Annotated in this window: 35 protein-coding genes and 1 tRNA gene; 18 read left to right on the forward strand and 18 right to left on the reverse strand. The window is 76.6% G+C overall.

What is annotated here, in order from left to right:
- The first annotated feature begins 92 nt into the window (after nt 1–92).
- Nucleotides 93–488, forward strand: a complete 396-nt coding sequence (locus tag CHB98_RS08045; RefSeq protein ID WP_089305074.1) for a VOC family protein — start codon at nt 93–95, stop codon at nt 486–488.
- Here CHB98_RS08045 and CHB98_RS08050 read toward each other — a convergent pair.
- From CHB98_RS08050 to CHB98_RS08060, 3 genes are read right to left on the reverse strand one after another with little or no spacing between them, the layout of a single operon-like run.
- Nucleotides 477–1,163 (reverse strand): AraC family transcriptional regulator, encoded by a 687-nt coding sequence (locus tag CHB98_RS08050; RefSeq protein WP_089305075.1) that lies wholly within the window; start codon nt 1,161–1,163, stop codon nt 477–479. The genes CHB98_RS08045 and CHB98_RS08050 overlap by 12 nt on opposite strands.
- Nucleotides 1,160–1,744, reverse strand: coding sequence for an isochorismatase family protein (locus CHB98_RS08055; protein WP_089305076.1), 585 nt, complete (start codon nt 1,742–1,744; stop codon nt 1,160–1,162). The genes CHB98_RS08050 and CHB98_RS08055 overlap by 4 nt, the downstream gene beginning before the upstream one ends.
- Before the next feature lie 10 nt (nt 1,745–1,754).
- On the reverse strand, nt 1,755–3,044 hold the full coding sequence (locus CHB98_RS08060; RefSeq protein WP_089305077.1) for a nicotinate phosphoribosyltransferase: 1,290 nt from the start codon (nt 3,042–3,044) through the stop codon (nt 1,755–1,757).
- Between the two features lie 52 nt (nt 3,045–3,096).
- Between CHB98_RS08060 and clpS the strand changes: the two genes are divergently transcribed.
- Nucleotides 3,097–3,393, forward strand: a complete 297-nt coding sequence (gene clpS, locus CHB98_RS08065) for an ATP-dependent Clp protease adapter ClpS (RefSeq protein WP_089305078.1) — start codon at nt 3,097–3,099, stop codon at nt 3,391–3,393.
- Nucleotides 3,394–3,403: 10 nt separating this feature from the next.
- Nucleotides 3,404–3,901, forward strand: coding sequence for a DUF2017 family protein (locus tag CHB98_RS08070; RefSeq protein ID WP_089305079.1), 498 nt, complete (start codon nt 3,404–3,406; stop codon nt 3,899–3,901).
- Here CHB98_RS08070 and CHB98_RS08075 read toward each other — a convergent pair.
- Nucleotides 3,840–4,196, reverse strand: a complete 357-nt coding sequence (locus CHB98_RS08075) for a hypothetical protein (protein ID WP_089305080.1) — start codon at nt 4,194–4,196, stop codon at nt 3,840–3,842. The genes CHB98_RS08070 and CHB98_RS08075 overlap by 62 nt on opposite strands.
- 77 nt (nt 4,197–4,273) lie before the next feature.
- Here CHB98_RS08075 and CHB98_RS08080 point away from each other — a divergent pair, with 77 nt between their 5' ends.
- From CHB98_RS08080 to CHB98_RS08100, 5 genes are all read left to right on the forward strand, one after another.
- Entirely contained in the window at nt 4,274–4,747 is a 474-nt protein-coding gene (locus CHB98_RS08080) for a M67 family metallopeptidase (RefSeq protein ID WP_089305081.1), read from the forward strand.
- A gap of 181 nt (nt 4,748–4,928) precedes the next feature.
- Nucleotides 4,929–5,204 (forward strand): ubiquitin-like small modifier protein 1, encoded by a 276-nt coding sequence (locus CHB98_RS08085; protein WP_089305082.1) that lies wholly within the window; start codon nt 4,929–4,931, stop codon nt 5,202–5,204.
- 37 nt (nt 5,205–5,241) lie between these two features.
- Nucleotides 5,242–6,192 carry a PLP-dependent cysteine synthase family protein gene (locus tag CHB98_RS08090; RefSeq protein ID WP_089305083.1) on the forward strand — a complete coding sequence of 317 codons (951 nt, stop codon included), beginning with the start codon at nt 5,242–5,244 and terminating at the stop codon, nt 6,190–6,192.
- 80 nt (nt 6,193–6,272) lie between these two features.
- Entirely contained in the window at nt 6,273–7,013 is a 741-nt protein-coding gene (locus tag CHB98_RS08095) for an MBL fold metallo-hydrolase (protein WP_089305084.1), read from the forward strand.
- 119 nt (nt 7,014–7,132) lie between these two features.
- Nucleotides 7,133–8,089, forward strand: coding sequence for a DNA polymerase domain-containing protein (locus CHB98_RS08100; protein WP_089305085.1), 957 nt, complete (start codon nt 7,133–7,135; stop codon nt 8,087–8,089).
- Between the two features lie 196 nt (nt 8,090–8,285).
- Here CHB98_RS08100 and bcp read toward each other — a convergent pair whose 3' ends face one another.
- The gene (bcp, locus tag CHB98_RS08105; protein ID WP_089305281.1) at nt 8,286–8,789 is read right to left on the reverse strand and encodes a thioredoxin-dependent thiol peroxidase; all 504 of its coding nucleotides are present in this window, start codon (nt 8,787–8,789) and stop codon (nt 8,286–8,288) included.
- A 50-nt stretch (nt 8,790–8,839) separates the two neighbouring features.
- Nucleotides 8,840–9,229: a YjbQ family protein gene (locus CHB98_RS08110; protein ID WP_089305282.1), complete on the reverse strand. Its 390-nt coding sequence runs from the start codon at nt 9,227–9,229 to the stop codon at nt 8,840–8,842.
- A gap of 93 nt (nt 9,230–9,322) precedes the next feature.
- Between CHB98_RS08110 and rph the strand changes: the two genes are divergently transcribed.
- Nucleotides 9,323–10,063, forward strand: coding sequence for a ribonuclease PH (rph, locus tag CHB98_RS08115; protein ID WP_089305086.1), 741 nt, complete (start codon nt 9,323–9,325; stop codon nt 10,061–10,063).
- Nucleotides 10,060–10,671: an RdgB/HAM1 family non-canonical purine NTP pyrophosphatase gene (rdgB, locus tag CHB98_RS08120; RefSeq protein ID WP_089305087.1), complete on the forward strand. Its 612-nt coding sequence runs from the start codon at nt 10,060–10,062 to the stop codon at nt 10,669–10,671. The genes rph and rdgB overlap by 4 nt, the downstream gene beginning before the upstream one ends.
- 208 nt (nt 10,672–10,879) lie before the next feature.
- Here rdgB and CHB98_RS08125 read toward each other — a convergent pair whose 3' ends face one another.
- Nucleotides 10,880–11,743 carry a hypothetical protein gene (locus tag CHB98_RS08125; RefSeq protein WP_089305088.1) on the reverse strand — a complete coding sequence of 288 codons (864 nt, stop codon included), beginning with the start codon at nt 11,741–11,743 and terminating at the stop codon, nt 10,880–10,882.
- A gap of 218 nt (nt 11,744–11,961) precedes the next feature.
- Between CHB98_RS08125 and CHB98_RS08130 the strand changes: the two genes are divergently transcribed.
- The gene (locus tag CHB98_RS08130) at nt 11,962–12,882 is read left to right on the forward strand and encodes a DUF6910 family protein (protein WP_089305283.1); all 921 of its coding nucleotides are present in this window, start codon (nt 11,962–11,964) and stop codon (nt 12,880–12,882) included.
- Nucleotide 12,883: 1 nt separating this feature from the next.
- Here CHB98_RS08130 and CHB98_RS08135 read toward each other — a convergent pair.
- A tRNA-Leu gene (locus CHB98_RS08135) sits at nt 12,884–12,964 on the reverse strand.
- Nucleotides 12,965–13,055: 91 nt separating this feature from the next.
- Here CHB98_RS08135 and CHB98_RS08140 point away from each other — a divergent pair.
- Entirely contained in the window at nt 13,056–13,286 is a 231-nt protein-coding gene (locus CHB98_RS08140) for a DUF3618 domain-containing protein (RefSeq protein WP_089305089.1), read from the forward strand.
- Between the two features lie 12 nt (nt 13,287–13,298).
- Entirely contained in the window at nt 13,299–13,796 is a 498-nt protein-coding gene (locus CHB98_RS08145) for a DUF427 domain-containing protein (RefSeq protein ID WP_089305090.1), read from the forward strand.
- Between the two features lie 4 nt (nt 13,797–13,800).
- Here CHB98_RS08145 and CHB98_RS08150 read toward each other — a convergent pair whose 3' ends face one another.
- Nucleotides 13,801–14,427: a TetR/AcrR family transcriptional regulator gene (locus CHB98_RS08150; protein WP_245821007.1), complete on the reverse strand. Its 627-nt coding sequence runs from the start codon at nt 14,425–14,427 to the stop codon at nt 13,801–13,803.
- Between the two features lie 138 nt (nt 14,428–14,565).
- On the opposite strand from CHB98_RS08150, the gene CHB98_RS08155 reads away from it, so the two are divergent.
- Complete coding sequence (locus CHB98_RS08155; protein ID WP_089305091.1) at nt 14,566–15,651, forward strand: EAL domain-containing protein; 1,086 nt, start codon at nt 14,566–14,568, stop codon at nt 15,649–15,651.
- On the opposite strand, the gene CHB98_RS08160 is transcribed toward CHB98_RS08155, so the two are convergent.
- On the reverse strand, nt 15,629–16,210 hold the full coding sequence (locus CHB98_RS08160; RefSeq protein WP_089305092.1) for a histidine phosphatase family protein: 582 nt from the start codon (nt 16,208–16,210) through the stop codon (nt 15,629–15,631). The two genes, CHB98_RS08155 and CHB98_RS08160, sit on opposite strands and share 23 nt — an antisense overlap.
- A 107-nt stretch (nt 16,211–16,317) precedes the next feature.
- Here CHB98_RS08160 and CHB98_RS08165 point away from each other — a divergent pair, with 107 nt between their 5' ends.
- Entirely contained in the window at nt 16,318–17,172 is an 855-nt protein-coding gene (locus CHB98_RS08165; protein WP_089305093.1) for an aldo/keto reductase, read from the forward strand.
- A 19-nt stretch (nt 17,173–17,191) separates the two neighbouring features.
- Here CHB98_RS08165 and CHB98_RS21520 read toward each other — a convergent pair whose 3' ends face one another.
- On the reverse strand, nt 17,192–17,650 hold the full coding sequence (locus CHB98_RS21520; protein ID WP_179224312.1) for an STAS domain-containing protein: 459 nt from the start codon (nt 17,648–17,650) through the stop codon (nt 17,192–17,194).
- A 175-nt stretch (nt 17,651–17,825) separates the two neighbouring features.
- Between CHB98_RS21520 and CHB98_RS08175 the strand changes: the two genes are divergently transcribed.
- Together CHB98_RS08175 and CHB98_RS08180 are read left to right on the forward strand one after the other, a co-directional pair.
- Entirely contained in the window at nt 17,826–18,980 is a 1,155-nt protein-coding gene (locus tag CHB98_RS08175; protein WP_089305094.1) for an acyl-CoA dehydrogenase family protein, read from the forward strand.
- Nucleotides 18,981–19,008: 28 nt separating this feature from the next.
- Nucleotides 19,009–19,653: a PaaI family thioesterase gene (locus CHB98_RS08180; protein WP_218822290.1), complete on the forward strand. Its 645-nt coding sequence runs from the start codon at nt 19,009–19,011 to the stop codon at nt 19,651–19,653.
- Nucleotides 19,654–19,696: 43 nt separating this feature from the next.
- Here CHB98_RS08180 and CHB98_RS08185 read toward each other — a convergent pair whose 3' ends face one another.
- From CHB98_RS08185 to CHB98_RS08205, 5 genes are all read right to left on the reverse strand, one after another.
- On the reverse strand, nt 19,697–20,815 hold the full coding sequence (locus tag CHB98_RS08185; RefSeq protein ID WP_089305096.1) for an NAD-dependent epimerase/dehydratase family protein: 1,119 nt from the start codon (nt 20,813–20,815) through the stop codon (nt 19,697–19,699).
- A gap of 64 nt (nt 20,816–20,879) precedes the next feature.
- Entirely contained in the window at nt 20,880–21,089 is a 210-nt protein-coding gene (locus CHB98_RS08190; RefSeq protein ID WP_089305097.1) for a hypothetical protein, read from the reverse strand.
- 6 nt (nt 21,090–21,095) lie between these two features.
- The gene (gene merB, locus CHB98_RS08195) at nt 21,096–21,539 is read right to left on the reverse strand and encodes an organomercurial lyase (protein WP_089305098.1); all 444 of its coding nucleotides are present in this window, start codon (nt 21,537–21,539) and stop codon (nt 21,096–21,098) included.
- 56 nt (nt 21,540–21,595) lie between these two features.
- Complete coding sequence (locus CHB98_RS21525) at nt 21,596–21,790, reverse strand: hypothetical protein (protein ID WP_179224314.1); 195 nt, start codon at nt 21,788–21,790, stop codon at nt 21,596–21,598.
- Nucleotides 21,791–21,998: 208 nt separating this feature from the next.
- On the reverse strand, nt 21,999–23,357 hold the full coding sequence (locus CHB98_RS08205; RefSeq protein WP_089305099.1) for an MFS transporter: 1,359 nt from the start codon (nt 23,355–23,357) through the stop codon (nt 21,999–22,001).
- Between the two features lie 150 nt (nt 23,358–23,507).
- Between CHB98_RS08205 and acmB the strand changes: the two genes are divergently transcribed.
- The gene (gene acmB / locus CHB98_RS08210) at nt 23,508–24,704 is read left to right on the forward strand and encodes a methyl acetate hydrolase AcmB (RefSeq protein WP_089305100.1); all 1,197 of its coding nucleotides are present in this window, start codon (nt 23,508–23,510) and stop codon (nt 24,702–24,704) included.
- A 48-nt stretch (nt 24,705–24,752) separates the two neighbouring features.
- Here acmB and CHB98_RS21530 read toward each other — a convergent pair whose 3' ends face one another.
- Nucleotides 24,753–24,911: a hypothetical protein gene (locus CHB98_RS21530; protein ID WP_179224316.1), complete on the reverse strand. Its 159-nt coding sequence runs from the start codon at nt 24,909–24,911 to the stop codon at nt 24,753–24,755.
- A 272-nt stretch (nt 24,912–25,183) separates the two neighbouring features.
- Entirely contained in the window at nt 25,184–26,050 is an 867-nt protein-coding gene (locus CHB98_RS08215) for an alpha/beta fold hydrolase (RefSeq protein ID WP_245821008.1), read from the reverse strand.
- Between the last annotated feature and the right edge of the window lie 20 nt (nt 26,051–26,070).

Here is a 26,070-nt window from a genome sequence, read left to right on the forward strand (position 1 = left end):
GGCACGTGGCCGCGGTGTCGGCCGGTAGGCCGACGATGTCGCCGTCCGAACCGTCCAAGACACCGGCGCGGCCGCTGCCTAGCGTCACCGGCATGGAGCTGCGCCCCGCCGTCATCGGACTCGTGGTCTCGGACATGGCCGCGACCCTCGCCTTCTACCGCCGCTGCGGCCTGGCCGTCCCGGAGGGCGCCGACGACCAGCCGCACGTCGAGGTGGCGCTGGCCGGCGGGCTGCGGCTGGCCTTCGACACCGAGGCCACCATCCGGTCGTTCGACGCGCACTGGACGCCGCCGACCGGCGGCCACCGGGTCGCTCTCGCCCTGGACTGCGGCAGCCCGGGCGGGGTCGACGCGGCGTGGGCGGAGCTGACCGCCGCGGGTCACCACGGGCACCTGCCGCCGTGGGACGCCGTGTGGGGTCAGCGCTACGCCGTCGTCCACGACCCGGACGGCACGCCCGTGGACCTCTTCGCGCCGCTACCCGGCTGACCCGCGCAGCAGCGCGGTCACGGTGGTCCCGGTCAGGCCGCGCACGTCCCGGGCCAGGTGCGCCTGGTCGGCGTACCCGCTGTCGGCGGCCACCCGGGCCAGCGGCGCCCCCTGGCGGACCTGCTCCAGCGCACGGCCCAGCCGCAGCACCCGGGTCAGGTGCCGCGGTCCGTAGCCGAAGAGGTCCAGCGACCGCCGGTGCAGCTGCCGGACGCCGAGGCCCAGCCGCGCGGCCATGCCCGCGACCGGCACCCCTGCCCGTGCCAGCGCCAGCACCCGGCCGCCCAGCGGGTCCGCGGGGGAGTCGACCACCCGCTCGCCGGCCCACCGTTCCAGGGCGCCGACCGGGTCCTCGGCCACCCGGTCGGCCAGTCGCCGCGCCGCTGCCGCCGGCCACAGGTCCTCCAGCAGCGGCGTCCGGTCCCGCAGCTCGTGCGCGGGCACGCCCAGCAGCGCCGGGCCGGTCCCGCCGGAGAAGCGCAGCGCGACGTAGCGGGCGGGTGCCGGGTCCTCGTGCCACCGCGCCCGGGTGTCGGGCCCGGCCACCGACAGCCGCCGGCCGTCCCAGAGCAGGTCCAGGCAGCCGTCGGGCAGGATCCGCGACGCCCCTGCGGGTACGGCCCGCTCCCACAGCACCGCGTCCGGCACGGCGGTCGCGCGCTCCCGGTAGGTCACTGCCCGGCCGGCGGCCGGTGCACCTCGCCGGAGAGCTCCACGCCGGCGGTGCGCAACTGGTCCAGGGCGGCGTCGGTGGTCGCCTCGCTGACGCCCGCGGTGAGCGGCAGCAGCACACGGGTGGCGAAGCCGGCCCCGGCGGCATCCAGTGCGGTGGCCCGCACGCAGTGGTCGGTGGCGATCCCGGCGACGTCCACGGCGTCCACCCCGCGGGCGCGCAGCCAGTCGGCCAGCGGGACGCCGCCGGAGACGCCCTCGAACCCGGAGTAGGCCGCGGCGTACTCGCCCTTGTCGAACACCGCCTCGAGGGGACCGCGGTCCAGGTCCGGGTGCAGGTCCACGCCGGCCGTGCCCACGACGCAGTGCGGCGGCCAGGTCTCCAGGAAGTCCGGCTGCGCGGCGAAGTGGCCGCCGGGGTCGACGTGGTGGTCGCGGGTGGCGACCACGTGCGCGTAGTCGGCGGCGTGCGCGCGCAGGTGCCCGCTGATCGCCGCGGCCACGCCGGCACCGCCGGCCACGGCCAGGCTGCCGCCCTCGCAGAAGTCGTTCTGCACGTCCACCACCAGCAGCGCGCGGGTCACGTCGTCCTCCTCAGGCCGTCAGGGTCTCGATGGCGCAGTCCCCGCGGGACAGCGCGAACGCCTCCGCGGGCAGCGCGGCGACCGCCCGCTCGTGGTGCGCCCGGGCGGCGGCCAGCGCCTCCCGGGGCGTGGCCGGCGCGCAGACCTCGCCGCCGCGGACCAGCTGCACGACCAGCGTCCGGTCGCCGTCCCGGGGGAGCACCGCGGCGGCGGTGACCACCTCGGCGGTCGCCGTCCCGGAGGCGTCGTGCCGGCGGACGGCGGACTTCCGCCCGCCCACCGAGTTCTTGCCCTCCGAGCGCTTGGCCACCGGGACGCCGTCCCGCTCGACCAGCTTGTAGACCATCCCCGCCGTCGGGGCGCCGGACCCGGTGACCAGCGAGGTGCCCACGCCGTACCCGTCGACCGGGGCGGCCATCAGCCCGGCGATCGCGTACTCGTCCAGGTCGCTGGTGACGATGATCCGGGTGCCGGTCGCGCCGAGGGAGTCCAGCAGCTCGCGGGCGTGCCGGGCCAGCGTCGGCAGGTCCCCGGAGTCCAGCCGGACCGCGCCCAGCTCCGGCCCGGCCACCTCCACCGCCGTCCGGATGCCCTGGTCCACGTCGTAGGTGTCCACCAGCAGCGTGGTGCCCACCCCGAGGGCGGCGACCTGCGCGCGGAAGGCGGCGGCCTCGTCGTCGTGCAGCAGCGTGAAGGCGTGCGCGCTGGTGCCGGTGGTCGGGATGCCGTAGCGCCGGCCGGCCTCCAGGTTGGAGGTGGCGGCGAACCCGGCCAGGTGCGCGGCCCGGGCGGCGGCGACCGCAGCGTCCTCGTGGGTGCGCCGCGAGCCCATCTCGATGCACGGCCGCTCACAGGCCGCGGACACCATCCGGGCCGCGGCGGAGGCGATGGCGCTGTCGTGGTTGAGCACCGAGAGCACCAGCGTCTCCAGCAGCACCCCCTCGGCGAAGGGGGCGCGCACGGTGAGCACGGGGGAGCCGGGGAAGAACGGCTCGCCCTCGGCGTAGCCGTCGACGTCCCCGGTGAAGCGGAACCCGGCCAGCCAGTCCAGCAGCCGGGCGTCGGTGAGGCCCTGCTCGCGCAGCGCGGCGAGGTCGGCGTCGGTGAACCGGAAGTCCGGCAGCGCCTCCAGCAGCCGGCCGGTGCCGGCGAGCACACCGTAGCGGCGGCCGTGCGGCAGCCGCCGGGCGAAGACCTCGAACACGCAGTCGCGGTCGGCGGTGCCGTCGGCCAGGGCCGCGGCGACCATGGTCAGCTCGTACCGGTCGGTGAGCAGGGCGGGGCCGGTCGCCGGGGGCATGACCTCGCAGCGTAGGCGCGACCGGCGACACCCGGCGTTCTAAGGTGGGTGCGTGGCCGGACCACTCGCGCCGACACGGACGCCGGAGGAGACCGTCGAGGAGCACGGCGACCTCGACCGCCCGTGGGTCACCATCGTCTGGAACGACCCGGTCAACCTCATGACCTACGTCACCTACGTGCTGCAGGAGCTGTTCGGCTACGACGAGCCGACGGCGACCACGCTCATGCTGCAGGTGCACGAGGAGGGCCGGGCGATCGTCAGCTCGGGGCCGCGCGAGAAGATGGAGCACGACACCAGCCGGCTGCACGCCTACGGGCTGTGGGCCAGCTACCAGCGCGACTCGTGAGGGCACCCGCGTGAAGCCGTTCCGCCGCCGGGGCGGTGAGCTGGTCGCCCGGCTCGAGCCGGCCGAGGTGCACGTCGTGGCCCTGCTGCTCGACCAGCTCGAGCAGCTGCTCACCGCCGAGGCCGAGGACGTCGCGGGCGACCCGGTCGTCGCCCGGCTGCTGCCCGCCGGGCACCGCAGCGACCCCGAGATCGCCGCCGACTACCGCGAGATGACCGAGTCCGCGCTGCGCTCCGGCAAGGCCGACGACCTGGCCACGGTCCGCGCCGGCCTGCCGCCCGACGGCGGGACGGTCCGCCTGGACCCCGACCAGGCGGCCGCCTGGCTGCGCACCACCAACGACCTGCGCCTGGCCCTGGGCACCCGGCTGGACATCCGCGAGGACACCGAGCCGCCGGAGGACCTCGCCGGCGAGGAGGGCCACCAGCTGGCCGTCTACTACTGGCTCACCGGCCTGCAGGGGTCGCTCGTCGACGCGCTCGCCGCGGGTCGCGCCGGCCGAAGGTGAGCACGACCAGCGCCGCGAGGAGCAGGTCGAGCACGAAGAACACCGACACCAGGCCCGGCATCTCCAGGTCCCGCACCAGCGCGCCGACGGCGGAGACCAGCACGACCAGCGACAGGACGGCGACCAGCAGCAGGGTGAGCACCTGGAGCGAGACGACCAGCACCAGCGACACCCGGTCGCCGCCGACGGCGCGGCGGTACCAGCGGGCGCGCCTGCGGGTCCCCCCCATGCCCAGCAGCAGCGCCGGCAGCGCCACGGCGAGCACCCCGGCGACCATGAGCAGCTCCACCACCACGACACGTCACCGTAACCTCCGGGCCATTGCCGGGAGCCTGCGAGGTGGGCGGTGCGGGATCTCCTAGACTCGGCTGCGTGCTGCGCATCGACCGCGCGACCTACGACGCCATCGTGGCCCACGCCCGGGAGGACCACCCGGACGAGGCCTGTGGCGTCGTCGCCGGCCCCGAGGGCAGCGACCGCCCCGAGCGGTTCATCCCGATGCTGAACGCCGCGCGGTCGCCCACGTTCTACGAGTTCGACTCCGCGGACCTGCTCCGGCTGTACCGGGAGATGGACGACCGGGACGAGGAGCCGGTGGTGGTGTACCACTCGCACACCGCGACCGAGGCCTACCCGTCGCGCACCGACATCGGCCTGGCCGCCGAGCCGAACGCGCACTACGTGCTTGTCTCCACCCGGCACCACGGGGAGCAGACCGGCCTGGCCGGTGACGAGGTCGAGTTCCGCAGCTTCCGGATCGTCGACGGCGTCGTCACCGAGGAGGACGTCGAGGTCGTCGAGTCCTACCTGTTCGGCCACTCGCCGACCACCGTCGTCTACGACTGAAGAAGGACCCCGCTGCCCCCCACCGCTCGCACGCTCGCGGCGGGTCCCTGCAGCGGGGCCGTTCCAGCACGTCACCATCGGAATGAGCCGGCGGCCTGCGGGCGTTGGCCCGACCAGACGCACGTCCGCTGCGCCGTCGCGCGGCACACCCCACCGACCCCCTGAGGAGAACGCACACGCCATGGCCATCGAGGTCCGGATCCCGACCATCCTGCGCACCCACACCGGCGGCAGCAAGACCGTCCAGGGCAGCGGGGACACCCTGGCCGCGCTCGTCGACGACCTCGACGCCAAGCACCCGGGCCTGAAGAACCGCCTGGTCACCGAGGAGGGCAAGCTGCACCGCTTCGTCAACGTGTACGTCAACGACGAGGACGTGCGCTTCACCGGGGCGCTGGACACCCAGGTCAAGGACGGCGACTCGGTCACCATCCTCCCGGCGGTCGCGGGCGGCTGACCGCCGCCCCGCCCGCCCCTCGACCGGAGGTCCGCTGATGGCCCGCTTCGCCTCGCTCGTCGACTCGCTCGGCAACACCCCGCTGGTGGGGCTGCCGAGCCTGTCGCCGTCCCCCGACGTCCGGCTGTGGGCCAAGCTCGAGGACCACAACCCCACCGGGTCGATCAAGGACCGGGCCGCCATCGCGATGATCGAGGCGGCGGAGAAGGAGGGGCGGCTCACCCCGGGCGACACCATCCTGGAGCCCACCAGCGGCAACACCGGCATCTCGCTGGCGATGGTCGCCCGGCAGCGCGGCTACCGGCTGATCTGCGTGATGCCGGAGAACACCTCGATCGAGCGGCGCCAGCTGTTGGAGATGTACGGCGCGCAGATCATCAGCTCCCCGGCGGCCGGCGGCTCCAACCAGGCCGTCGCCGTCGCCAAGGGGCTGGCCGCCGAGCACACCGACTGGGTGATGCTCTACCAGTACGGCAACCCGGCCAACGCCGAGGCGCACTACACCGGCACCGGCCCGGAGATCCTGGCCGACCTGCCCTCGATCACCCACTTCGTCGCCGGGCTGGGCACCACCGGCACGCTCATGGGCGTCTCCCGCTTCCTGCGCGAGCGCAAGCCCGACGTGAGGGTGATCGCCGCCGAGCCGCGCTACGGCGAGCTGGTCTACGGGCTGCGCAACATCGACGAGGGCTTCGTCCCCGAGCTCTACGACCCCACCCTGCTGGACTCCCGGTTCAGCGTCGGCCCGCTGGACGCCCTGCGCCGCACCCGGCAGCTGGTGGAGCAGGAGGGCATCTTCGCCGGCATCTCCACCGGCGCCATCCTGCACGCGTCCCTCGGCATCGCCGACAAGGAGGTCACCGCCGGCCGGCGGGCCGACATCGTCTTCATCGTCTGCGACGGCGGCTGGAAGTACCTGTCCACCGGCGCCTACGCCGGCACGCTGGAGGAGGCGACCTCCGCGCTGGAGGGCCAGCTCTGGGCGTGAGCCCGGGGGCGCGACGCCGGTCTCCCCGGCCCCCCGGTTAGCCTGACCGGCGCCGGAGGGACGACACAGGGGAGCGGCAGGTGGAGCTGACGGTGGTCGGCTGCTCGGGCAGCGGCCCGGGCCCGGCGTCCCCGGCGTCCTGCTACCTGGTCGAGCACGACGGCTTCCGCGTGCTCCTCGACCTGGGCAACGGCGCGTTCGGGACGCTGCAGGCCCTCGCCGACCCGGTCACCGTCGACGCGCTGTACCTCACCCACCTGCACGCGGACCACTGCCTCGACGTGGCCCCGTTCGTCGTCTGGCACCGCTACTCGGGGCGCTCCCGCGGGCGGCCGGTGCCGCTGTACGCGCCGGCCGGCGCCGACCGGCGGCTGGCCTCGGCCTACTACGGGGACGGCGCGCCGCTGGAGGACGTCTTCGACTTCACCGTCCTCACCGGGGAGCCGTTCGACCTGGGGCCCTTCGCCGTGCGGACGGCGCGCACCGCGCACCCGGTCGAGTGCCACGCCGTGCGGCTGACCGCCGGCGGCCGGTCGCTGGTCTACACCGGTGACACCGGCGCCAGCGCCGCCGTGGTCGACCTCGCCCGCGGTGCCGACGTGCTGCTCGCCGAGGCCGCGCACCCCGACGTCCCCGGCCTGCCCGGCGGCCTGCACCTCACCGGGCGGCAGGCCGGCGAGCACGCCGCCGCGGCCGGGGTCGGCCGGCTGCTGCTCACCCACGTGCCGCCGTGGGTCGACGCCGAGGGGCAGCTGGCGTCCGCGCGGGAGGTGTTCCCCGGCGCGGAGCTGGTCGAGCCCTGCGCCACGTACGCCGTCTGACGGAGGACCCTCCTGCCCCCGTCACTCGCAGGCTCGGGACGGGACGCTGGAGGAGGGCCGGTCCGGCACGTCACCGCACCCCTCTTGCCCGGCGCGGCTCGGCCGGGCACCGTGGCCCGGTGGTCGACGACGAACGGGACGGCGTCCGGCTGACCAGCCTCGACGCGCCGCTGGGCGACGGGCTCGGGGTGACCAAGGGCGACCTGGTCGACCACCTCGACGCCAACGCCTCCCGGCTGGTGCCGCAGCTGGCCGGCCGGCCGCTGTCGGTCAAGCGGGTCCGGCCGGGCCAGGAGCCGTTCATGCAGCGCAACGTCGCCAGGGGCGCGCCGGAGTGGGTGCGCACGGTGCCGGTCTGGTCCCACGGCGCGCACCGCGAGGTGCACCAGGTGCTCTGCGACGACCGCCGCACGCTGCTGTGGCTGGCCAACCAGCGGGCTGTCGAGTTCCACGTGCCCTTCTCCCTCGCCGGCGCCGAGACCGAGCCGACCGGCATCGTGCTCGACCTCGACCCGCCGGAGGGCGCCGACTTCGACGTGGTCGTGCGGGCGGCGGACCTGGTCCGGCGGGCGCTGGCCGACGCCGGGCTCGCCGGGGCGGTGAAGACCAGCGGGTCCAAGGGGGTGCACGTCGTCGTCCCGGTGCGCGGAGTCGGGCCCGAGGACGCCGCCGCCGCGACCCGCGCGCTGGCCGCCCGCGCCGCCGCCCTCGACCCGGACCTGGCCACCACCGCCTACATCCGGGAGGACCGGCACGGCCGGGTGTTCCTCGACTCCACCCGCTCGGGCTCCGCCACCATCGTGGCCGCCTACAGCCCGCGGATCCGCCCCGGCCTGCCCGTCTCCGCGCCGGTCGCCTGGGCTGACCTGCCCTCGGTGCGGCCCGGGGACGTGACCGTCCGGACGGCGCCGGAGCGGCTGGGGGACGGCGACCCGTGGACGGCGCTGCTGCCCGCCCGGCAGGAGCTGCCGGCCGACCTGGTCGCCGAGGGCCACACCATCCCGGTGGCCCGCGTGCAGGCGATGCACGAGGGCCGCCGCCGGGCCCGGGCCCGCCGTGCGGAGGCCGGGGACTGAGAGAGGACCACCCTTCCCCCCACGCCTCGCACGCTCCCTGGTGCCCGGTGAGCTGCTCGACCGCGACGACGGGCCGGCCGGCTGTGCGCCGAGGTCTCGCCGGACCCCGGCGAGGTGGTGCTCGGTCCCTGGGAGGAGGGCCGGTCCTGCGGGCCGGGGTGCCAGCCGCGGCCGGGCACCTGGCGGGCCCGAGCCGCTAGGAGTCCAGGCCGAGCTCGCGGCGCAGCTTGGCGACGTGGCCGCTGGCCTTGACGTTGTAGGCCGCCTTCTCGATGCGGCCCTCGGCGTCGATGACGAACGTCGACCGGATGACCCCGACGACCTCCTTGCCGTACAGCTTCTTGGTCCCGTACGCGCCGTAGGCGGCGAGCACCCGGGTGTCCGGGTCGGAGAGCAGGGTGATGCGCAGGCCCTCGGCCTCGCGGAAGCGCGCCAGCTTCTCGACCGGGTCGGGGGAGATGCCGATGACGTCCAGCCCGGCCTCGGCCAGGTCGCCGGCGGAGGCGGTGAAGTCCACGGCCTGGGTGGTGCAGCCCGGGGTCATGGCCGCCGGGTAGCAGTAGACGACCACCCGGCGTCCGCGGTGGTCGGCGAGCGAGACCGGGGTGCCGTCGGCATCGGGCAGCGTGAACTCCGGTGCGGGGTCCCCCGGCGCCAGGCGGACGGGAGCCGTGTCGAGGCCGCGGTCGGTGTCGGTCATGACCGGCATCCTGCCGTGCCCGGCCGACCGCAGGGCAGGGGAGTCCTCCCTCAGCCGGCGAGGAAGGACAGCCGGACCTGGCGCTCGGGGTTGTCGGTGTTGGTGTCCACCAGGCAGACCCGCTGCCAGGTGCCCAGCTGCAGGCGCCCGCCCAGCACCGGGATGCTCGTCGACGGCGGGACGAACGCCGGGAGCACGTGGTCGCGGCCGTGGCCCGGGCTGCCGTGCCGGTGCCGCCACCGCCCGTCACGGGGGAGCAGCACGTCCAGCTGGGCGAGCAGGTCGTCGTCGCTGCCGGCGCCGGTCTCGATGACCGCGACGCCGGCCGTCGCGTGCGGTACGAACACGTGCAGCAGCCCGTCGGCCTCCTCGCGCACGAACGCCGCGCACTCGTCGGTGAGGTCGACCACCGTGGGCGCGCCTCCGGTCCGGACCGTCATCAGCTCCGATCGCACGGGACATTGTCGTCACACCGCCGTCCCAGCGGACGACACCGCGGGCCCGGCCCGGCCACGGCACTACTGTCGGCCCCCGTGACCGCAGCAGCCGCGCCCCCGCGCCCCGACGGCCGGGCGGCCGACCAGCTCCGCCCCGTGACGATCACCCGCAACTGGCTGGACCACGCCGAGGGCTCGGTGCTGGTGGAGTTCGGCCGCACCCGGGTGCTCTGCGCCGCCAGCGTCACCGAGGGCGTCCCCCGCTGGCGCCGGGGCTCCGGCCAGGGCTGGATCACTGCCGAGTACGCGATGCTGCCCCGGGCGACGCACACCCGCAGCGACCGCGAGTCGGTCAAGGGCCGGCTCGGCGGGCGCACGCACGAGATCAGCCGGCTGGTGGGCCGCTCGCTGCGGGCCGCGGTCGACCTCGCCGCGCTCGGCGAGAACAGCATCGCCGTCGACTGCGACGTGCTGCAGGCCGACGGCGGCACCCGGACGGCGGCCATCACCGGCGCCTACGTCGCCCTCGCCGACGCCGTGTCCTGGCTCGGCCAGCGCGGCAAGCTGGCCCGCAGGACCCCGGTCCTGCAGTCGGTGGCCGCGGTCAGCGTCGGGGTCGTCGACGGGCAGCCGCGGCTGGACCTCGCCTACGAGGAGGACGTGCGCGCCGGCACCGACATGAACGTCGTCTGCACCGGCGACGGCCGGTTCGTCGAGGTCCAGGGCACCGCGGAGGACGGCGTCTTCGACCGCGGCACCCTCGACGCGCTGCTGGACCTCGCCGTCGGCGGCTGCGCCACCCTCACCGCGCTGCAGCAGCAGGCGCTCACCCGATGAGCGCGCGGCTGCTGCTGGCCACCCGCAACCCCGGCAAGCTGGCCGAGCTGCGCCGGCTGCTGGACAGCGCCGTCCCCGGGGTGGCGGTGCTGGGACTGCGCGACGTCCCCGGGTACCCCGAGGCCCCCGAGACCGGGGCCACCTTCGCGGAGAACGCGCTGCTCAAGGCGCGCGAGGCGGTGCGGCACACCCGGCTGGCTGCGGTCGCCGACGACTCCGGGCTGACCGTCGACGCGCTCAACGGGATGCCCGGCGTCCTGTCGGCGCGCTGGTCTGGCCGGCACGGGGACGACGCGGCGAACACCGCTCTGCTGCTCGGCCAGCTCGCCGACGTGCCCGACGGGCGCCGTGGCGCGGCGTTCGTGTGCGCCGCCGCGGTGGTGACCCCGGGCGGTGCCGAGCGGGTGGTCGAGCGGTCCTGGCGCGGCGAGGTGGTCCGGGAGCCGCGGGGCGCCAACGGCTTCGGCTACGACCCGGTCTTCCTGCCCGACGGGCTGGAGCGGACCGCCGCCGAGCTGACCGCGGCGGAGAAGGACGCGCGCAGCCACCGCGGCCAGGCCCTCGCCGCGCTGGTGCCGCTGGTCGCGGAGCTGCTCGGCCGCCGCTGACCGGTGCCCCTCGGCAGGGAGCAACGGCGGCGGGGAGGTGCGCCCGCTCGCCGAGCGCACCCCGCTCATCCGGCCGCTGACCCGCCACGTCGTCGACGCGGCGCTCGAGCAGTGCACGTGGTGGCGCGACACCGGCCGGCACCTCGGGGGGTCCGAGTCACGGGCGCGCCCCGCCGGTCCCGGTCTGCCGGGGCCGGCGGGTGGCACGTCAGGGGGTCGGCCCGGCCCCGGCGGTGGGTGACGCGTCGTCCTCCCCGGCGTCCGGTGCCGCGTCCTCCGACGACCCGCCCGAGGACCCGCCCGGCTCGCTGCCGGTGGTGGGCTCGGCCGCCGGGGTCCGCGACGGGGTGGCCGACCCGGACGGCTCGTCCCCGGGCTCCTCGTTCCCGGGCTCCTCGTCCCCGGTCTCCTCGTCCCCGGTCTCCCGGCTGCCGGCGTCGTCGGACGCCCCGTCGGTCCCGGTGGCCGGCGAGCTGCTCCCGGTCGCCGGTGCGGCCGGGTCGGGCGACGACGGCGCCGGGTCCCCGGACCCCTCCCCGCCGGAGGACGACGAGGCCTCGGTGATCGCGCCGATGGTCGTGGCCGCGGAGGTCTCGGTGTCCCCGACGAGGGCGGACACCGGCCGCTGGCCGACCAGCTCGATGGCGCTCACGATGCCCATGGCCAGCACGAAGACCGCGCCGGCGTAGGCGGCGACCCGTGTCCAGCGCAGCCGGGGACGACCGGCCCTCGTGCGGCGGGGGTCCAGGTGGGCGGGCAGCACCGCGGTGGCCGGGGCCGCCCCGGCCGCCGTCCGGCCGGCGGTGAGCTGCCCGCGGGCGCGCCGCAGCGTCCGGCTGGTCCGCTGCAGGGAGGTGCCGTAGACGGCGGCGCCGACGGTGCTGACGACGCTGGCCAGGCCGGCACCGATGAGGGTGCCGGCCAGGCCGGAGAAGGAGGCCACCACGGCGGCCGACACCGCGGCCAGGGCGCCTGCGGCCACCTGGGTGGCGCTGAGCTGGACGCCCGTCCGCGGCTCGTCGTCGTCGGGGCGGGCGGGCCGGTCGGTCGGGGCGGGGCGTGGCGCGGTCATGGGCTCCGGCGGGGTCGGTGCGTGCAGGGGGAGGCGGCCGGGACGGGCGGCGCTGCGCGACGGCCTGCCCTCCCAGCGTAGGGGCCGGGCCCGGGCCGTCCCGCCGCCTCCCGGCGCCGCGGGCCGCTGACCTGCGCCGACGTCGCCGTGTGATCCCGCTCTCGCGCGCCCGGGCCGCCCGCCCGGCGGGCCCGCGGGTGCGCGGGCACAGTGGGCGGGTGCTGATCTCGGTGGCGGGTGTGCGGGCGCTGCGCTTCGACGACGGGACGCCGGTGACCGCGGCCTCGGCGGTCGCGCCGCTCGGCGACGGCTGGCTGGTGGCCCAGGACGACTCCACGGTGGCCGCCTGGCTGCGGGGCGGCTCGGTCGCCGCGCTGCGCCTGCTGCCGCCCGTCGAGGGCCTGGACCGGTTCAGCGAGCAGGCCGGCACCAAGCGGCTCAAGCCCGACCTGGAGGTGGCCTGCCCCGCGGAGGTCGACGGGGAGCCGGCCGTCCTGCTGCTCGGCTCGGGCGCCACCGACCGGCGCACCCGCGGGGTCCTGGTGCGCCTGGACGGCGGGGTGCCCGTCGTCCGGGCGGGGGAGCTGGCGCCGCTGTACGCGCAGGTCGCCGGGGTGCTGGAGGTGGCCGCCGACCAGCTCAACCTGGAGGGCGCCAGCCGGCACGGCGGCACGGTCCGCTGGTTCAACCGCGGCAACCTCGCCGCCGGGGTGCGCCCGGGCAGCGTCGACGTCCCGCTGGCCGCGCTCGTCGACGCCGTCCTCGGCCGGGCGGACGCCGCCGCCGTCCCGGTGGCGCGGCCGAGGGTCTACGACCTGGGCGAGGTGGCCGGGGTGGGCCTCGCGGTGACCGACGCCATCGCGCTGCCCGACGGGCGGCTGCTGCTCAGCGCAGCAGCCGAGGACACCCCGAACGCCGTCGACGACGGGCCGGTGGTGGCCTCCGCGCTGGCGCTGGTCGACGGGGACGAGGTGCTGGCGGTCGGCCGGGTGCCGGAGGTGGAGGGGCGGGTGGCCAAGGTGGAGGGGCTGGCCCTGCGCGGCGTCGCGGACGGGGTGGTGCACCTGCTCGCCGTCGTGGACGACGACGACGCCACCCGCCCGGCGACGGCGCTGGAGCTGCACGTCGAGCTGGGCTGAGTGCGGGAGGCGGGAGTCGAACCCGCACGCCCGAGGGCACCAGATCCTAAGTCTGGCGTGGCTGCCGTTACACCACTCCCGCGTCGGGTCGAGCATAGGGAAGGGCAGCCCGTGCGGGTGGCCACCGGCCGACTGGCGAGCCCGGGCCCGTGCCGTCTGGCAGGCTGTCGCCCGTGCCTCGCGACCCTCGACAGATCCAGCTGGAGATCGACGCCGCCCGGGAGGCGCTCGCCGCGACCCTGGACCAGCTGGCCGCCCGGACCAGCCCGCAGCGGCTGAGGGCCCAGGGGCAGGCCGCCGTCCAGCAGTTCCTGCAGACGCCGGCGGGGATGGCGGCGGTCGGCGCGGTCGGCCTGCTGATGACCCTCGTGCTCGTGCAGCGGGTGCGGCACCGGAACGACTGACGGGAGACCGCCGTGGCCCACCCCCGCCCCGATCCCGTCGGCCCCGGCCAGGAGTCCGTCTGGGACTACCCCCGCCCCCCGTCGGCCGAGGTGACCGGCCGGCGCGTCGTGGTCGAGCTCGGCGGCCGGGTCGTCGCCGCCACCGACCGGGCCGTGCGGGTCTGCGAGACCAGCCACCCGCCGGTGTACTACGTGCCCCGCGAGGACGTCGCCGACGGCGTCCTGCAGCGCGCCTCCGGCAGCTCGTGGTGCGAGTGGAAGGGTGCGGCGACCTACTGGGACGCCGTCGTCGACGGACGGCGGTACCCGTCGGTGGGCTGGTCCTACGAGGCGCCGGTGCCGCGCTACGCCCACCTGCGCGGCGCGGTGGCGTTCTACCCGAGCCGGGTCGACCGGGCGCTCGTCGACGGGGAGACCGTGCGGGCGCAGCCGGGCGACTTCTACGGCGGCTGGATCACCGACGAGGTCGTCGGCCCCTTCAAGGGTTCGCCGGGCACGCTCGGCTGGTGATCCCTCAGGCGGACGGTCCCCAGTTGGCCCGGAGCAGCGGCAGGGCGACGTCACCCAGCACCTCGTCGGCGTAGTCCCGGGTGACGAGGTGGCCGGTCATCAGCCACCGCTGGACCAGCGGAGCCATGAGGGCCTCGGCGACCACGGTGCCGGCCAGGCCCGGGCGCAGCTCGCCGCGCGCCTCGGCGCGGGCGAAGACCTGCCCGAACGCGCGACGCCACACCCCGACCGGGCCGTCGCCGAACGCCTCCCCCAGCGCGGGATGGTGTGTGACGGTAGACAGCAGCGCCCGTGTCGCCGCACCCATGGGTCCGTTGATCACGTCGACGATGCTGTACAGGACCTCGCGCAGGTCGGTCTGCAGCGACCCGGTGTCCGCAGGGGTGACCGTGGTGGCGTTCAGCTCGGTGATGGTGTCGGCCACGAGATCCTGCTTGGTGCGCCACCGGCGGTAGATGGTCGCCTTGCCCACACCGGCCTCGGCGGCCACGGCGTCCATGGTCAGCGCGCCGTACCCGACCTCCGCCAGCAGCCGCAGGATGGCCGCCCGGATGACGCCGTCCCGGCTGGGGTCGCGGGGGCGGCCGCCCCGCGGGGAGCGCACCGGCGGGGCTTCCTGGGTGACGATCATGGGCTGACCTTAGACACTCAGGTGAGAGACGACGACACGATCCGGAACCGCCGGTCGTCGGATCGGCGCGTCCGGCGCGTCGGGACCGACCGCGCGCCCGTCGGAGCCCGCCGTCCACGTGCCGTGCATCCTGGTGCCGTGGCGCCCCCCGACCGACGACTGCGGCGCCGGGAGTACTGGCACCTGCCGGCCCGCGCGACCCGCGTCCTGCTCGCGACCTCCGACGCGCACCTGCTCACCGAGGTGGCCCGCACGGCGCGGACGCTGGGGCTGCAGGTGTCGGCGTCCCCGGACCTGCTGGACCTCGACGACGAGGACGGCGGCCGCGGCGTCGAGCGGCTGTTCCGGCGGCTGGCCCGCGGGCTCACCACCGCGGAGGCCGAGGACCTGCGGGTGGCCACCGACCCCCCGGACGGCGGCTCGGCGCTGACCGCCCGGCTGCTCACCGCGCCGACGCTCGCCGTGGAGCTGGCCCGCCGCGGCGTCACCGCCGACATCGGCCTGCTCACCGAGGCCGAGCTGTGGTCGGTGTACCAGCCGATCGTCCGGCTCGACGACCGCGCCGTCGTCGCGCAGGAGGCGCTGCTGCGGGGGTCGGTCGGCGGGCGGGAGATCGGCGCGGAGGACCTGTTCTTCGTCGCGGAGTCCGCCGGGTGGCTGCCCCGGCTGGACCGCATCGGCCGCGAGTCGGCGGTCACCGGCGCGGCGTCCTGGCTCGGCGACGCCGACCTGTTCGTCAACTCCGACCCCGCCTCGGTGCACCGGCCGGAGGTCAGCCTCGCCGGCACCGCCCGGGCCCTGGAGGACGCCGGCATCCACCCCTCGCGGATGGTCGTCGAGGTGGGGGAGGTCTCCGCCGTCCGGGACCGCGGGCACCTGCTGTCGGTGCTCGAGCACCACCGCGCCCGTGGCTGGCGGGTGGCGCTGGACGACGTCGCGGCGGGCTGGTCGAGCCGCTCGCTGCTGACCGCGGTCCGCCCGGACGTGGTCAAGCTGGGCCGGCCGCTGGTGCAGGCGCTGCCCGACGACGGCGCGCGCACCATGGTGCGGTCGGTCGTCGAGCTGGCCCACGCGCTGGGCGCGCAGGTCGTGGCCGAGGGGGTGGAGACCGAGCGGACCGCCGACGAGGTCACCCGCCTGGGCGCCGACCTGGGTCAGGGCTGGCTGTTCGGCCGCCCGGTCGCCCCGCCTGCCACCGGGGTCAGTGCAGGCCCCAGCCGGTGAGCACCGGGCGGTCGTGCTCGTGGCCGAGCACGCCGTAGGAGCCGGCCGGCAGCGCGAGCAGCGCCCCGGCCCGCGGGTCCAGACCGAGCCAGCGGGCGCTCAGCACGCGCAGCACGTGGCCGTGCGCGACCAGCACGACGTCGCCGTCGGCCAGCAGCGGCCGGGCCCGGTCGAGCACCCGGTCCACCCGCACGCCGACGTCGGCCAGCGTCTCGCCCGGCGTGCGGCCGGGGACGGTGCCGTCCTCCCAGAGGGACCAGGCCCGGCCCAGCTCCTCGCTGATCTCCGCCGTCGTGCGCCCCTCGTAGCCGCCGTAGTCCAGCTCGACGAGGTCCTCGTCGGTCGCGGTCACCGCCAGCCCGGCGAGCTCGGCGGTCCGCCGGGCCCGCAGCCGGGGGCTGGTCCACACCGCGGCCAGCGTCCGGCCGTCGAGGTCGCCGCGCAGCCGGCGGGCCTGCTCCTCGCCCTCGGGCAGCAGCGGCAGGTCGGTGACGCTGGTGTGCTGGCCGCTGAGGCTCCACTCGGTCTGCCCGTGCCGCACCACGACGACCTCGCCCATGCCGGCCAGTGTCGGCGGTCACATCCCGGAAGAGCAACGCCCCCTGCGTGTGCTGCGCGGCACAGGAACCCGTGGCGCCCGGCCGCGGGCCGATCCCTGGAGGGACCATGACCACCGTCGCGCCCACCGACACCTTCGCCCTCGGCGGGGACCTCACCGTCCACCGCCTCGGCTACGGCGCCATGCAGCTCACCGGCCCCGGCGTCTGGGACGAGCCCGCCGACCCGGGGAACGCCCGCCGCGTGCTGCGTGCCGCCGTCGAGCAGGGCGTGGACTTCATCGACACCGCCGACTCCTACGGCCCGGTGGTCAGCGAGCGGCTCATCGCCGAGGCGCTGCACCCGTACCCGGAGGGGCTGGTCGTCGCGACCAAGGCCGGCCTGACCCGGCAGGGACCGGGCATCTGGACGCCGGTCGGCCGCCCGGCCTACCTCCGCCAGCAGGTGGAGCTGTCGCTGCGCACCCTGCGCCTGGAGCGCATCGACCTCATCCAGCTGCACCGCATCGACGCCGAGGTGCCCCTGGCCGACCAGCTGGGCGTCTTCCGCGAGCTGCAGGAGGAGGGGAAGGTCCGCCACATCGGCCTGTCCGAGGTGTCGGTGGCCGAGCTGCAGCAGGCCCAGGAGATCGTCGACGTGGTCAGCGTGCAGAACCTCTACAACCTGACCAACCGGCAGTCCCAGGAGGTCCTGGACCACTGCACCGAGCACGGCATCGCCTTCATCCCGTGGTTCCCGATCGCCACCGGCGACCTCGCCGCCCCGGACAGCCCGGTGGCCGACATCGCCCGCGAGCTGGACGCCACGCCGGCCCAGGTGGCGCTGGCCTGGCTGCTGCACACCTCGCCGGTGGTGCTGCCCATCCCGGGCACCAAGTCGCTGGACCACCTCGCCGAGAACCTGGGCGCCGCCCGGCTCCGACTGTCCGCCGAGGACGTCGCCCGCCTGGACGCCCTCGCCTGAGGGTCGACCGGGTCCTCGCTCAGCGCCAGCGGCGCAGCGGTCCGGTGCGCACGCGGCGGCGGACCGGACGGTCCTCGCCCTGCCGCGCCGGCCGCTGCCGGTGCGGCAGGGCGGCATGGCCCGCCGGCGCGCCCGGCCGCGGCGGCGGGGCGTCGGCGTCGAGCGGGCCGTCGAGCTCCAGCCGCCCGCCGAGCCCGGAGGAGCGGACCAGCCGCCGGGTGGCCGCCGGGGCGCCGACGATCGGGCAGCGGCGGCCCACCGGGACGAGGGCGTCGGTGAACAGCGCGAGCACCTGCAGACCGGAGCTGTCCCGGAAGCGGGCACCGGCGACGTCGACGACGACCGCGCCGCAGGTGCCGACCGCGGACTCCTGCAGGGCGCGGGTGAGCTGGGGGGCGGTGGAGGAGTCGACGTCGCCGGTGAGCCGGACGACGACCCGTCCGGGAGCGGGGACGACAGCGGTCCTCAGGAACGGCACCGGTACCTCGGCAGGGATCGTGCTGCACCGCCGGCGGTTTCGGGCGGCCGTCCCCGACGGTAGTGCCACTCCACCGTCGATGACAAACGGTACGCGATCGGTCGCACAGCGCGGCGACCCGGGGCGCGCGCACCCGGCTGCGGCGGGCGGGTCCGGCGCGCGGCACGATGTCGGCGTGGACGCCGAGGACTTCCGCCAGGTCAGGGACGCCGTCCGGCAGCTCGTCAGGGGGTTCGCCGTCCCGCTGGAGGAGCGCATCGACGACGAGGACCGCATCCCCGACGAGCTGCGCGCACGGATCGCCGACATGGGGCTGTTCGGCTACGCGCTGCCCGAGGAGTACGGCGGCCTGGGCGTCACCATGGCCGAGGACGTCGAGCTGGCCTTCGAGTTCGGCTACACGACCCCCGCGTTCCGCTCGCTGTTCGGCACCAACAACGGCATCGCCGGGCAGGTCATCGCCCGGTTCGGCAGCGAGGAGCAGAAGAAGGCGTACCTGCCCGGGCTGGTGTCCGGGGAGCTGATCGGCTCCTTCGCCCTCACCGAGGCCGAGGCCGGCTCGGACCCCGCCGGGCTGCGCACCACCGCCCGCCGCGACGACGGCGGCTGGGTGCTCGACGGCGTCAAGCGCTACATCACCAACGCGCCGATCGCCGACCTGTTCGTCGTGTTCGCGCGCAGCGACCCGGAGCAGCGCGGCGGTCGCGGCGTCTCGAGCTTCGTCGTGGACGCGCGCACGCCCGGGGTCGTCGTCGGGCCGAAGGACCGCAAGATGGGCCAGGCCGGCGCCTGGACGGCGGAGGTCGTGCTCGACGACGTGCACGTGCCCGCCGACGCGCTCATCGGCGAGGAGGGGCGCGGCTACGCCAAGGCGCTCACCGTGCTCTCCCGCGGCCGGCTGCACATCGCCGCGCTGTGCGTCGGGATGGCGCAGCGGGTGCTCGACGAGTCCGTCGCCTACGCCGCGACGGCCAAGCAGGGCGGCGCCCCGATCGGCCGCTTCCAGCTGGTCCAGGCGCTGATCGCCGACACGCACGCGGAGCTGCTGGCCGGACGCGCGATGGTCCGGGAGGTCGCCGCCCGCTACGACACCGGCGAGGACACCTCGGTCGGGCCGTCGTCGGCGAAGCTGTTCTGCACCGAGATGGTCGGCCGGGCCGTCGACCGGGCGGTGCAGGTGCACGGCGGGCTGGGCTACCTGCGGACGACACCGGTCGAGCGCTTCTACCGCGACGCCCGCCTCTACCGGCTCTACGAGGGCACCAGCGAGGTGCAGCGGGTCATCATCGGCGGCGGGCTGCTGCGCGAGGCCGGCATGCCCCGTGGCTGAGGCGGACCGGGCGGCCCGACGGGAGGCCGTGGGCGAGCTCGGGACGGTGCTGCGCGACCTCGCCGACGCCGCCGTCCGCACCGAGGTACCGGCCGGGGAGCTGACCGCGGTCGCGGCGGCTGCCCGCGAGCTCACCGCCCGGCTGCGCGCGGCGGGCCGGGGCCTGCACGAGGTCGCCTCCGTGGACGACCCGGAGGCCGGGGAGCGCTGGTACAGCCCGGTGCACGGGCGGGGCAACCCGGTCGCGCCGGCGCTGGAGGCCGGCGAGACCCCCGGCGGCCGGGCGACCGGCCGGGTCACCGTGGGCAAGGCGCACGAGGGCCCGCCCGGGCTGGTGCACGGCGGGGTGGTGGCCACCCTGCTCGACCACCTGCTGGCCCGTGCCGTGCGGGCCGCCGGCCGGGGCGGGCTGACCGCCACGCTGACCGTGCGCTACCGCCGGCCGGTGCCGCTGGGCGTCCCGCTGCTGCTCACCGCCGAGGCGGGGGAGTCCTCCGGCCGGCGCACCACCGCCACCGCGCGGGTCGTCGCCGAGGACGCCCCAGGCACGGTGCTGGCCGAGGCGGAGGGGCTGTTCGTCGCGCTGCGCCCGGAGCGGTCGGCCGAGGTGTTCCGGTCCCTGGCCGACCCGGCCGGCACCTGGACCGCACGCACGGGGGACGCCGGAGCCTGACCCGCGTCCGGCGTCCCGGGCGGCCCCCCGTCGAGGACCTCCCTCAGTCCGCCCGCGGGCCGGGGACGTTGGCCGGGTCGTTGCCGGTGTCCCGCGCGGGCCCGCCGGCCGGCTCCATCAGCGGGCCGGGCGCGCCCTCGCCGCGGGCCAGGGCGGCGACGAACTGGCGCAGCACGTCGTCCCCGGCGTGGGCCGGCGTCCAGTCCAGCAGCCGGCGGGCCCGGCCGGTGTCGAGGGCGGGGGCCTGCAGGCCGATGTCGAGCCAGCCGGGCTCGGTGGGCACCAGGCGGGCGTGGAAGGCGGCCGACAGCGCCGCACGGACCGCGACCGCCGGGACCGGCACCCGCACGGTGCCCAGGGAGCGAGCCAGGCTCCCGGCGTCGAAGGTCGGCTCGGCGGCGATGTTGAACGGGCCGGGGGCGCGGCGGTCGAGCACGGCGACCATCGCGGCGGCGACGTCGTCGGCGTGCACCACCTGCACCCGCAGCGACGGCAGGGGCAGCGGGAGCACCCGGGCCACCGGCGCGGGCACCAGGCGCGCGGCGCCGAACAGCAGCGGGCCGAGGAAGTAGCGGCCGATCTCGCTGCTGGCCTCCGGTTGCAGCACCAGCGTCGGGCGCACGACGGTCAGCGTCGTCCCCTCCCGGGAGCCGAGCAGCTCGCGCACGACCAGCTCGGCCTGCGACTTGTCCCGGCTGTACTGGGCGCTGGGGATGCCGGTGACCGGCCAGTCCTCGGCCACCTGCCGGTCACCGGCGCCCGCCGCGTAGGCGCCGACCGAGGAGGCGAACACGAAGTGCCGCACCCCCGCCCCCGCGGCGGCGCGGGCCAGCCGGCGGGTCCCCTCGACGTTGACCCGGTGCAGCCGCTCGGGCTGCCGGCCGGGCTGCAGCGCCCAGGCCAGGTGGACGACGGCGTCCGCGCCGTCGAGGAAGCGGGTCAGCTCGTGCTCGCTGCGCGTCTCGCCGAGGTCGGCGAGGTGCCAGGTCACGCCGTCGTAGGGGGCGGTGGACGGCGGCTGCCTCCGGGCCATCCCGCGGACCTCGGCCACCCCGCTGCCCGGCGCGGTGAGCCGGCGCAGCAGCGCCGTCCCCAGGTTGCCGCTGGCGCCGGTGACGGCGACCCTCAGGCCCTTCAGGTGGTCACGGGTCAGTTCAGCCATGTCCGGCCCGCTACCCGCAGCGCCCACCGGCAACCGGCCGGCCGCGCTCCCGCATGCGAGCCGGTCACCCCAGGCGCCAGAAGGATCCGGTGAGGCCGAGCCGGTCGAGGATCGCCTGGTTCTGCTCGCGGGTGTGCGGGCGCCACGCGGGATCGAGCCGGTCGCCCCACCACGCGTACGCCAGCGCGGACAGCTGCCGCACGGGCAGGGTGGCCCCCGGTCCGCGGTCGCCGAGCCAGCGGGTGAGGTGCTCCTCCGACCGGAAGAGGTTCATCGCGCCCTAAGTGGCGACGATGTCGTCCCACCAGTGCTGCGCCGGCACCGGGCAGAGGAAGAGGAGGTCGTCGCGGTCGGGTTCCCGGTCCCGGACGGCGACGGCCAACGGCTCTCCGCAGTCGGGGCACGAGGACTCGATGCGGCCGTCGGTGCCCAGCGCGGCGCAGATGCCGAAGGCGTCCCACGCGCAGTTGGCGTACCACCACCGGCCCTCGGCCTGCACGCGGTGGGCGGTGGGGACGCCGGAGAAGGGGTTGGCCATGCGGATCGCCGTGCCGCCGGCCTCGAGGACGAGGGCGTGCGCGTCGTGCAGCCGCAGCCAGCCGGCGAGGACGTCCTCCGCCGTCCGGCCGGTGACCGCGGCGACCTGGGGCGCCGTCGGCACGCGGCCGAGGTCGACCACCAGGCGGTAGGTGTCGTTGCGCAGCGCGACGTCGGCGTCGTCCACGTGCGACAGTGTGGCGCTGCCGGGCCGGTGGTGTCAGCAGGTCGCGTCCCGGTCGCTCACGCCGGGCGGAGTCGCCCGTCGGGGAGGGCGACCGCCCGTCCTGGAGCTGCACGAAGACCGCCCGGGTCGGGGTCGTCGCCGATGTTCCCGCCGCGGTGCCGCTGGGCCGGCACCCAGCCGGCGCCGATCGCGACATCGCGCTGCTGGCCGCCGGGGTGCAGCCGCTGGCCGAAGGACCCCGGCGCGCACATGACGCTGTCCGGGTGCTCGTGGTCGTGCCGTGGCGTCGCCGGGGGCGTCGGTGTCCTCGAGGACCCGCACGGGGCCGCTCGCGGAGAGCACCCGGTAGTGGTCCGGATCGGCGACGGTCGGGTCCGGCGAGGTCGTGGGGACGGTCATGGACGCGCAGGGCCCTCCCGACGGCGCCGCGCGAAGGGCTCCCCGCGCGGCCCCGGCGCCTCATCCGCGGGCGGCGGCCACCGGCGCGGGCTCCTCCTCCAGCGTCTCCCCGCGGCGCTCGGGGAGGGCCAGCGCGGCGCCCGCCGCCAGCACGAAGGCGGCCGCGAAGGTGGCGAAGACCAGCCCGTTGCCGCCGGCGGCCAGCAGCGGCGGCACGCACAGCGGCGCGGCGATCGAGGCGATCCGGCCGAACCCGGCGGCCGCGCCGGCCCCCGTGGCGCGCAGCGCGGTCGGGTAGACCTCCGGCGTCACGGCGTACACCGCGCCCCAGGCGCCCAGGTTGAAGAACGACAGCACCATGCCGGTGACCAGCACGGCGGTGTCGCCGGTGGCCAGCGCGAACGCCGCCGCACCCGCGGCGGAGCCGAGCAGGAAGACCACCAGCGTCGGCCGGCGCCCCCAGCGCTCCACGAGCACCGCGGCGGCGGCGTAGCCGGGCAGCTGGGCCAGCGTGATCAGCAGCGTGTAGCCGGAGGCGCGCACCAGGTCGAAGCCCGCGGTGTAGAGCAGCGTGGGCAGCCAGATGAACGCGCCGTAGTAGCCGAAGTTGATGCCGAACCACACGCCCCACAGGGCCGCCGTCCGCCGGCGGGACCCCGCGGCCCACAGCGCCCGGGGGCGCGGCGCCGGGGACGGCGGCGGGGTGACCGAGGGCACCGGGGCGACACCGGCCGCCGACTCGAAGCGGCGCACCGCGGCCTCGGCCTCCTCGGTGCGCCCGCGCAGCTCCAGGAAGCGCACCGACTCCGGCAGGCCGCGGCGCACCACGACCGCGTACAGCGCGGGGAGGGCGCCCAGGGCCAGCGCCCACCGCCAGCCGTCGTCGCTGCGGGGGACGACGAGGTAGCCGATCAGCGCCGCCAGCAGCCAGCCGACCGCCCAGAACGCCTCCAGCGCCACCACCACCCGGCCGCGCACCCGGGCCGGTGCGTACTCGCTGACCAGGGTGGAGGCGACCGGCAGCTCGGCGCCCAGGCCCAGCCCGATGAGGAAGCGGAACACCAGCAGCGAGGCCACCGACCAGGCCAGCGCGGCCGCGCCGGTGGCCGCGCCGAAGACCAGCAGGGTGAGCGCGAAGACCTGCCGCCGGCCGACCCGGTCGGCCAGCAGCCCGCCCAGCGTGGCGCCCAGCGCCATGCCGACGAAGCCGATCGAGCCGATCCAGGACAGCTCGGTCGGGGTCAGCGCCCACTGCACGGCGAGCGCGGCCATCACGAAGGAGATGAGCCCGACGTCCATCGCGTCCAGCGCCCAGCCCAGGCCCGATCCCACCACCAGCCGGCCGTGCTGGCGGGTGAACGGCAGCCGGTCCAGCCGCTGGGCGCGGGTCGCCGAGGTGGTCGTCGCGTCGGTGCTCACCGAGGCCGCCCTACCCAGCGGCACCGGCGGTCACGCGGGCTGCCGCCCCGGGCACCCGTCCGGTCGGGCAGTGCGCACGGCGGTGCCGCGGTCCTAGGTTCACCGCAGGCAGCGGCGGCAACGGTGCCGCCGGCCCGAGGGAGGATCCCCATGAGCGAGATGCAGCAGGCACTCGACGACGTCCTGCACCGGGTGACCGAGGGCAGTCCCCGGGTCCCCGGCGTGGCCGCCGTCGTCACCGACCGCGACGGCGACGTCTACGCGGGCGCCGCGGGCGAGCGGGTGCTGGGCGGGGGCGAGCCGATGACCCCTGACACGGTCTGCACCGTGTTCTCGACGACGAAGGCGGTCACCGGCACCACCTGCCTGCAGCTGGTCGAGGAGGGCCGGCTGGACCTCGACGCGCCGGCCCGGCAGTACGTGCCCGAGATCGGCGAGCTCCAGGTGCTCGACGGCTTCGCCGACGACGGCAGCCCGCGGCTGCGCCCGCCGAAGCGGGACGTCACCACCCGGATGCTGCTGCTGCACACCGCCGGCTTCGGCTACGACTTCTTCAACGAGCACTACCTCCGGCTGGCCACCGAGCACGGCCAGCCCAGCGTCACCACCTGCAGCCGGGCCTCCCTGCGCACCCCGCTGCTCTTCGACCCCGGCGAGCAGTGGGAGTACGGCTCGAACATCGACTGGGCCGGCCTGGTGGTCGAGGCGGTCACCGGCCGCCGGCTCGGGGAGGTGATGGCCGAGCGGGTCTTCGAGCCGCTCGGCATGGCCGACACCTCCTTCACCCTCACCCCGCAGATGCGCACGCGGCTGGCGAAGATCCACACCCGGGGGGACGACGGCTCGCTGACGCCGATCGACTTCGAGTGGCCGGCCGAGCCCGAGCTGCACATGGGCGGCCACGGGCTCTACTCGACCGCCCTCGACTACGCCCGGTTCCTGCGCATGTGGCTCAACGACGGCGCCGGCCCCGGGGGGCGGGTGCTGCAGGAGGCGACGGTGGCGACGGCCGAGCGCAACGGGCTCGGGGAGCTCAAGGTCAAGGGCCTGCCCGGGGTGATCCCGTCGCTGTCCAACGACGCCGAGTTCTTCCCCGGGCTGTCGAAGTCCTGGGCGCTGACCTTCATGGTCAACGACGAGGAGGCGCCGACCGGGCGGCCGGCGGGCGCGCTGGCCTGGGCGGGGCTGGGCAACCTCTTCTACTGGATCGACCGGCGCACCGGCATCGCCGGGTTCTGGGCGACGCAGATCCTGCCGTTCGCCGACCCGGTGTCGGTCCAGGGCTACTACGACCTGGAGACGGCGGTCTACCGGACCCTGGGGTCCCGGCTGCCGGCCGCGGTCTGAGCGGTGCCGGCCCCTCCGTGCACGTGGCGCGGACGGGCCGGCACCGGGTCAGTCGTCCTCGTCGTCGCCCTCGTCCTCCATCTCCTGCTCGACGCCGCCCTCCTCCCCGCCGGTGTCCGAGCCGCAGGCGGCGGCGGTGAACGAGGTGGCGGCGATGGCCAGGCCGGCGGCGGCCAGCCGCCAGCGGCGGGTGCGGGTGCGCGTCACGGCGTCCTCCCGGGGTGCGTGTGCGGACGCTCCCGGTGTGCCCACCGGAGCCGCCCGGCATGCCGGTGCCGGGCCTCACCGCCCGGCCGGGTCGTGCTCGCCGAGCCAGCCGAGGACGGCTCGGCGGGGACGGCGAAGCCGCCGGGCGCGGTACACGGCCACCGGCGCCGGCATGCTGCAGCGGGTCATCGGCCGCCACCTCCGGTGGGCGGAGGCCAGCCTGCGCCGCTACGGCCGTCGGGCCGGGGACGGGGACGGGTGAGCGCGGCGGGTCACCGCGCGGCGCGCACGTGCCCGGCGACCAGCGTGGCGGTGCGCTCCGGTGCCCGCTCGGGGATCCAGTGCGGCAGGCCCTCGAGTACCTCCAGCGTGTAGGGCGCCCGCACGAAGGAGCCCGACGCCTCGATGCCCGACCGGTGCAGGGCGACGTCGCGGGTGCTCCACACGTGCAGCGTGGGCACGCGCACCCGGCCCACCGGGTCGCCGGCGTCCCAGGGCAGTGCCCGGTACCAGGCCAGGGCCGCCGTCAGCGCGCCCGGCTCGAGCAGCCGGGCGACGTAGCGGTCGGCGTGCTCGGCGGGCAGCCCGCTGCGCACCAGGGTGCCGTGCAGCAGCAGGCCGCCGCGGGCCAGCAGCAGCCGCTCGGGCAGCAGGGGCAGCTGGAAGGCCGCCATGTACCACGACTGCAGCGCCTGGGGGCTGGTGAGCAGGGCGCGGGCGAAGGCGCCGGGGTGCGGCACGGAGAGCACGGTCAGCGTGCGCACCCGGTCGGGGTGCCAGGCGGCCAGCGCCCAGGCCACCAGGCCGCCCCAGTCGTGCCCGACGACGTGCGCGCCGGCCAGCCCCGCGGAGTCGAGGAGCGCCCGGACGTCGTCCACCGCCTCCCGGACCCGGTAGGCCGACCGGCCCGGCGGGCGGGCGCCGGGGGAGTAGCCGCGCTGGTCGGGGGCCAGGGTGCGCAGGCCCGCGGCGTGCAGGCCGGGGGTGACGCCCGACCAGGCGGTGGAGTCCTGCGGGAAGCCGTGCAGCAGCACCACCGGCTCCCCGTCGGGCGGGCCGCCGTCCCGGACGTCGAACACCAGGCCCTCGCGCGCGAAGCGGTCCACCCCGGGTCGGTGCCCGGGCGGGGCGCCGCTCACGCGTCATCGTCGCGGGGACG

It is taken from the genome of Geodermatophilus pulveris, from assembly GCF_900188375.1.
GTDB classification, from domain to species: Bacteria; Actinomycetota; Actinomycetes; order Mycobacteriales; family Geodermatophilaceae; genus Geodermatophilus; species Geodermatophilus pulveris.

What these genes read in the sequence shown, in the direction of transcription:
- CHB98_RS08045 (WP_089305074.1), top strand. Translation starts at nt 93, where the DNA reads ATGGAGCTGCGCCCCGCCGTCATCGGACTCGTGGTCTCGGACATGGCC.
- CHB98_RS08060 (WP_089305077.1), bottom strand. Translation starts at nt 3,044, where the DNA reads ATGCCCCCGGCGACCGGCCCCGCCCTGCTCACCGACCGGTACGAGCTG.
- CHB98_RS08085 (WP_089305082.1), top strand. Translation starts at nt 4,929, where the DNA reads ATGGCCATCGAGGTCCGGATCCCGACCATCCTGCGCACCCACACCGGC.
- CHB98_RS08090 (WP_089305083.1), top strand. Translation starts at nt 5,242, where the DNA reads ATGGCCCGCTTCGCCTCGCTCGTCGACTCGCTCGGCAACACCCCGCTG.
- bcp (WP_089305281.1), bottom strand. Translation starts at nt 8,789, where the DNA reads ATGACCGACACCGACCGCGGCCTCGACACGGCTCCCGTCCGCCTGGCG.
- CHB98_RS08110 (WP_089305282.1), bottom strand. Translation starts at nt 9,229, where the DNA reads ATGACGGTCCGGACCGGAGGCGCGCCCACGGTGGTCGACCTCACCGAC.
- rdgB (WP_089305087.1), top strand. Translation starts at nt 10,060, where the DNA reads ATGAGCGCGCGGCTGCTGCTGGCCACCCGCAACCCCGGCAAGCTGGCC.
- CHB98_RS08125 (WP_089305088.1), bottom strand. Translation starts at nt 11,743, where the DNA reads ATGACCGCGCCACGCCCCGCCCCGACCGACCGGCCCGCCCGCCCCGAC.
- CHB98_RS08150 (WP_245821007.1), bottom strand. Translation starts at nt 14,427, where the DNA reads ATGATCGTCACCCAGGAAGCCCCGCCGGTGCGCTCCCCGCGGGGCGGC.
- CHB98_RS08160 (WP_089305092.1), bottom strand. Translation starts at nt 16,210, where the DNA reads ATGGGCGAGGTCGTCGTGGTGCGGCACGGGCAGACCGAGTGGAGCCTC.
- CHB98_RS08165 (WP_089305093.1), top strand. Translation starts at nt 16,318, where the DNA reads ATGACCACCGTCGCGCCCACCGACACCTTCGCCCTCGGCGGGGACCTC.
- CHB98_RS08185 (WP_089305096.1), bottom strand. Translation starts at nt 20,815, where the DNA reads ATGGCTGAACTGACCCGTGACCACCTGAAGGGCCTGAGGGTCGCCGTC.
- CHB98_RS08190 (WP_089305097.1), bottom strand. Translation starts at nt 21,089, where the DNA reads ATGAACCTCTTCCGGTCGGAGGAGCACCTCACCCGCTGGCTCGGCGAC.
- CHB98_RS21525 (WP_179224314.1), bottom strand. Translation starts at nt 21,790, where the DNA reads ATGTGCGCGCCGGGGTCCTTCGGCCAGCGGCTGCACCCCGGCGGCCAG.
- acmB (WP_089305100.1), top strand. Translation starts at nt 23,508, where the DNA reads ATGAGCGAGATGCAGCAGGCACTCGACGACGTCCTGCACCGGGTGACC.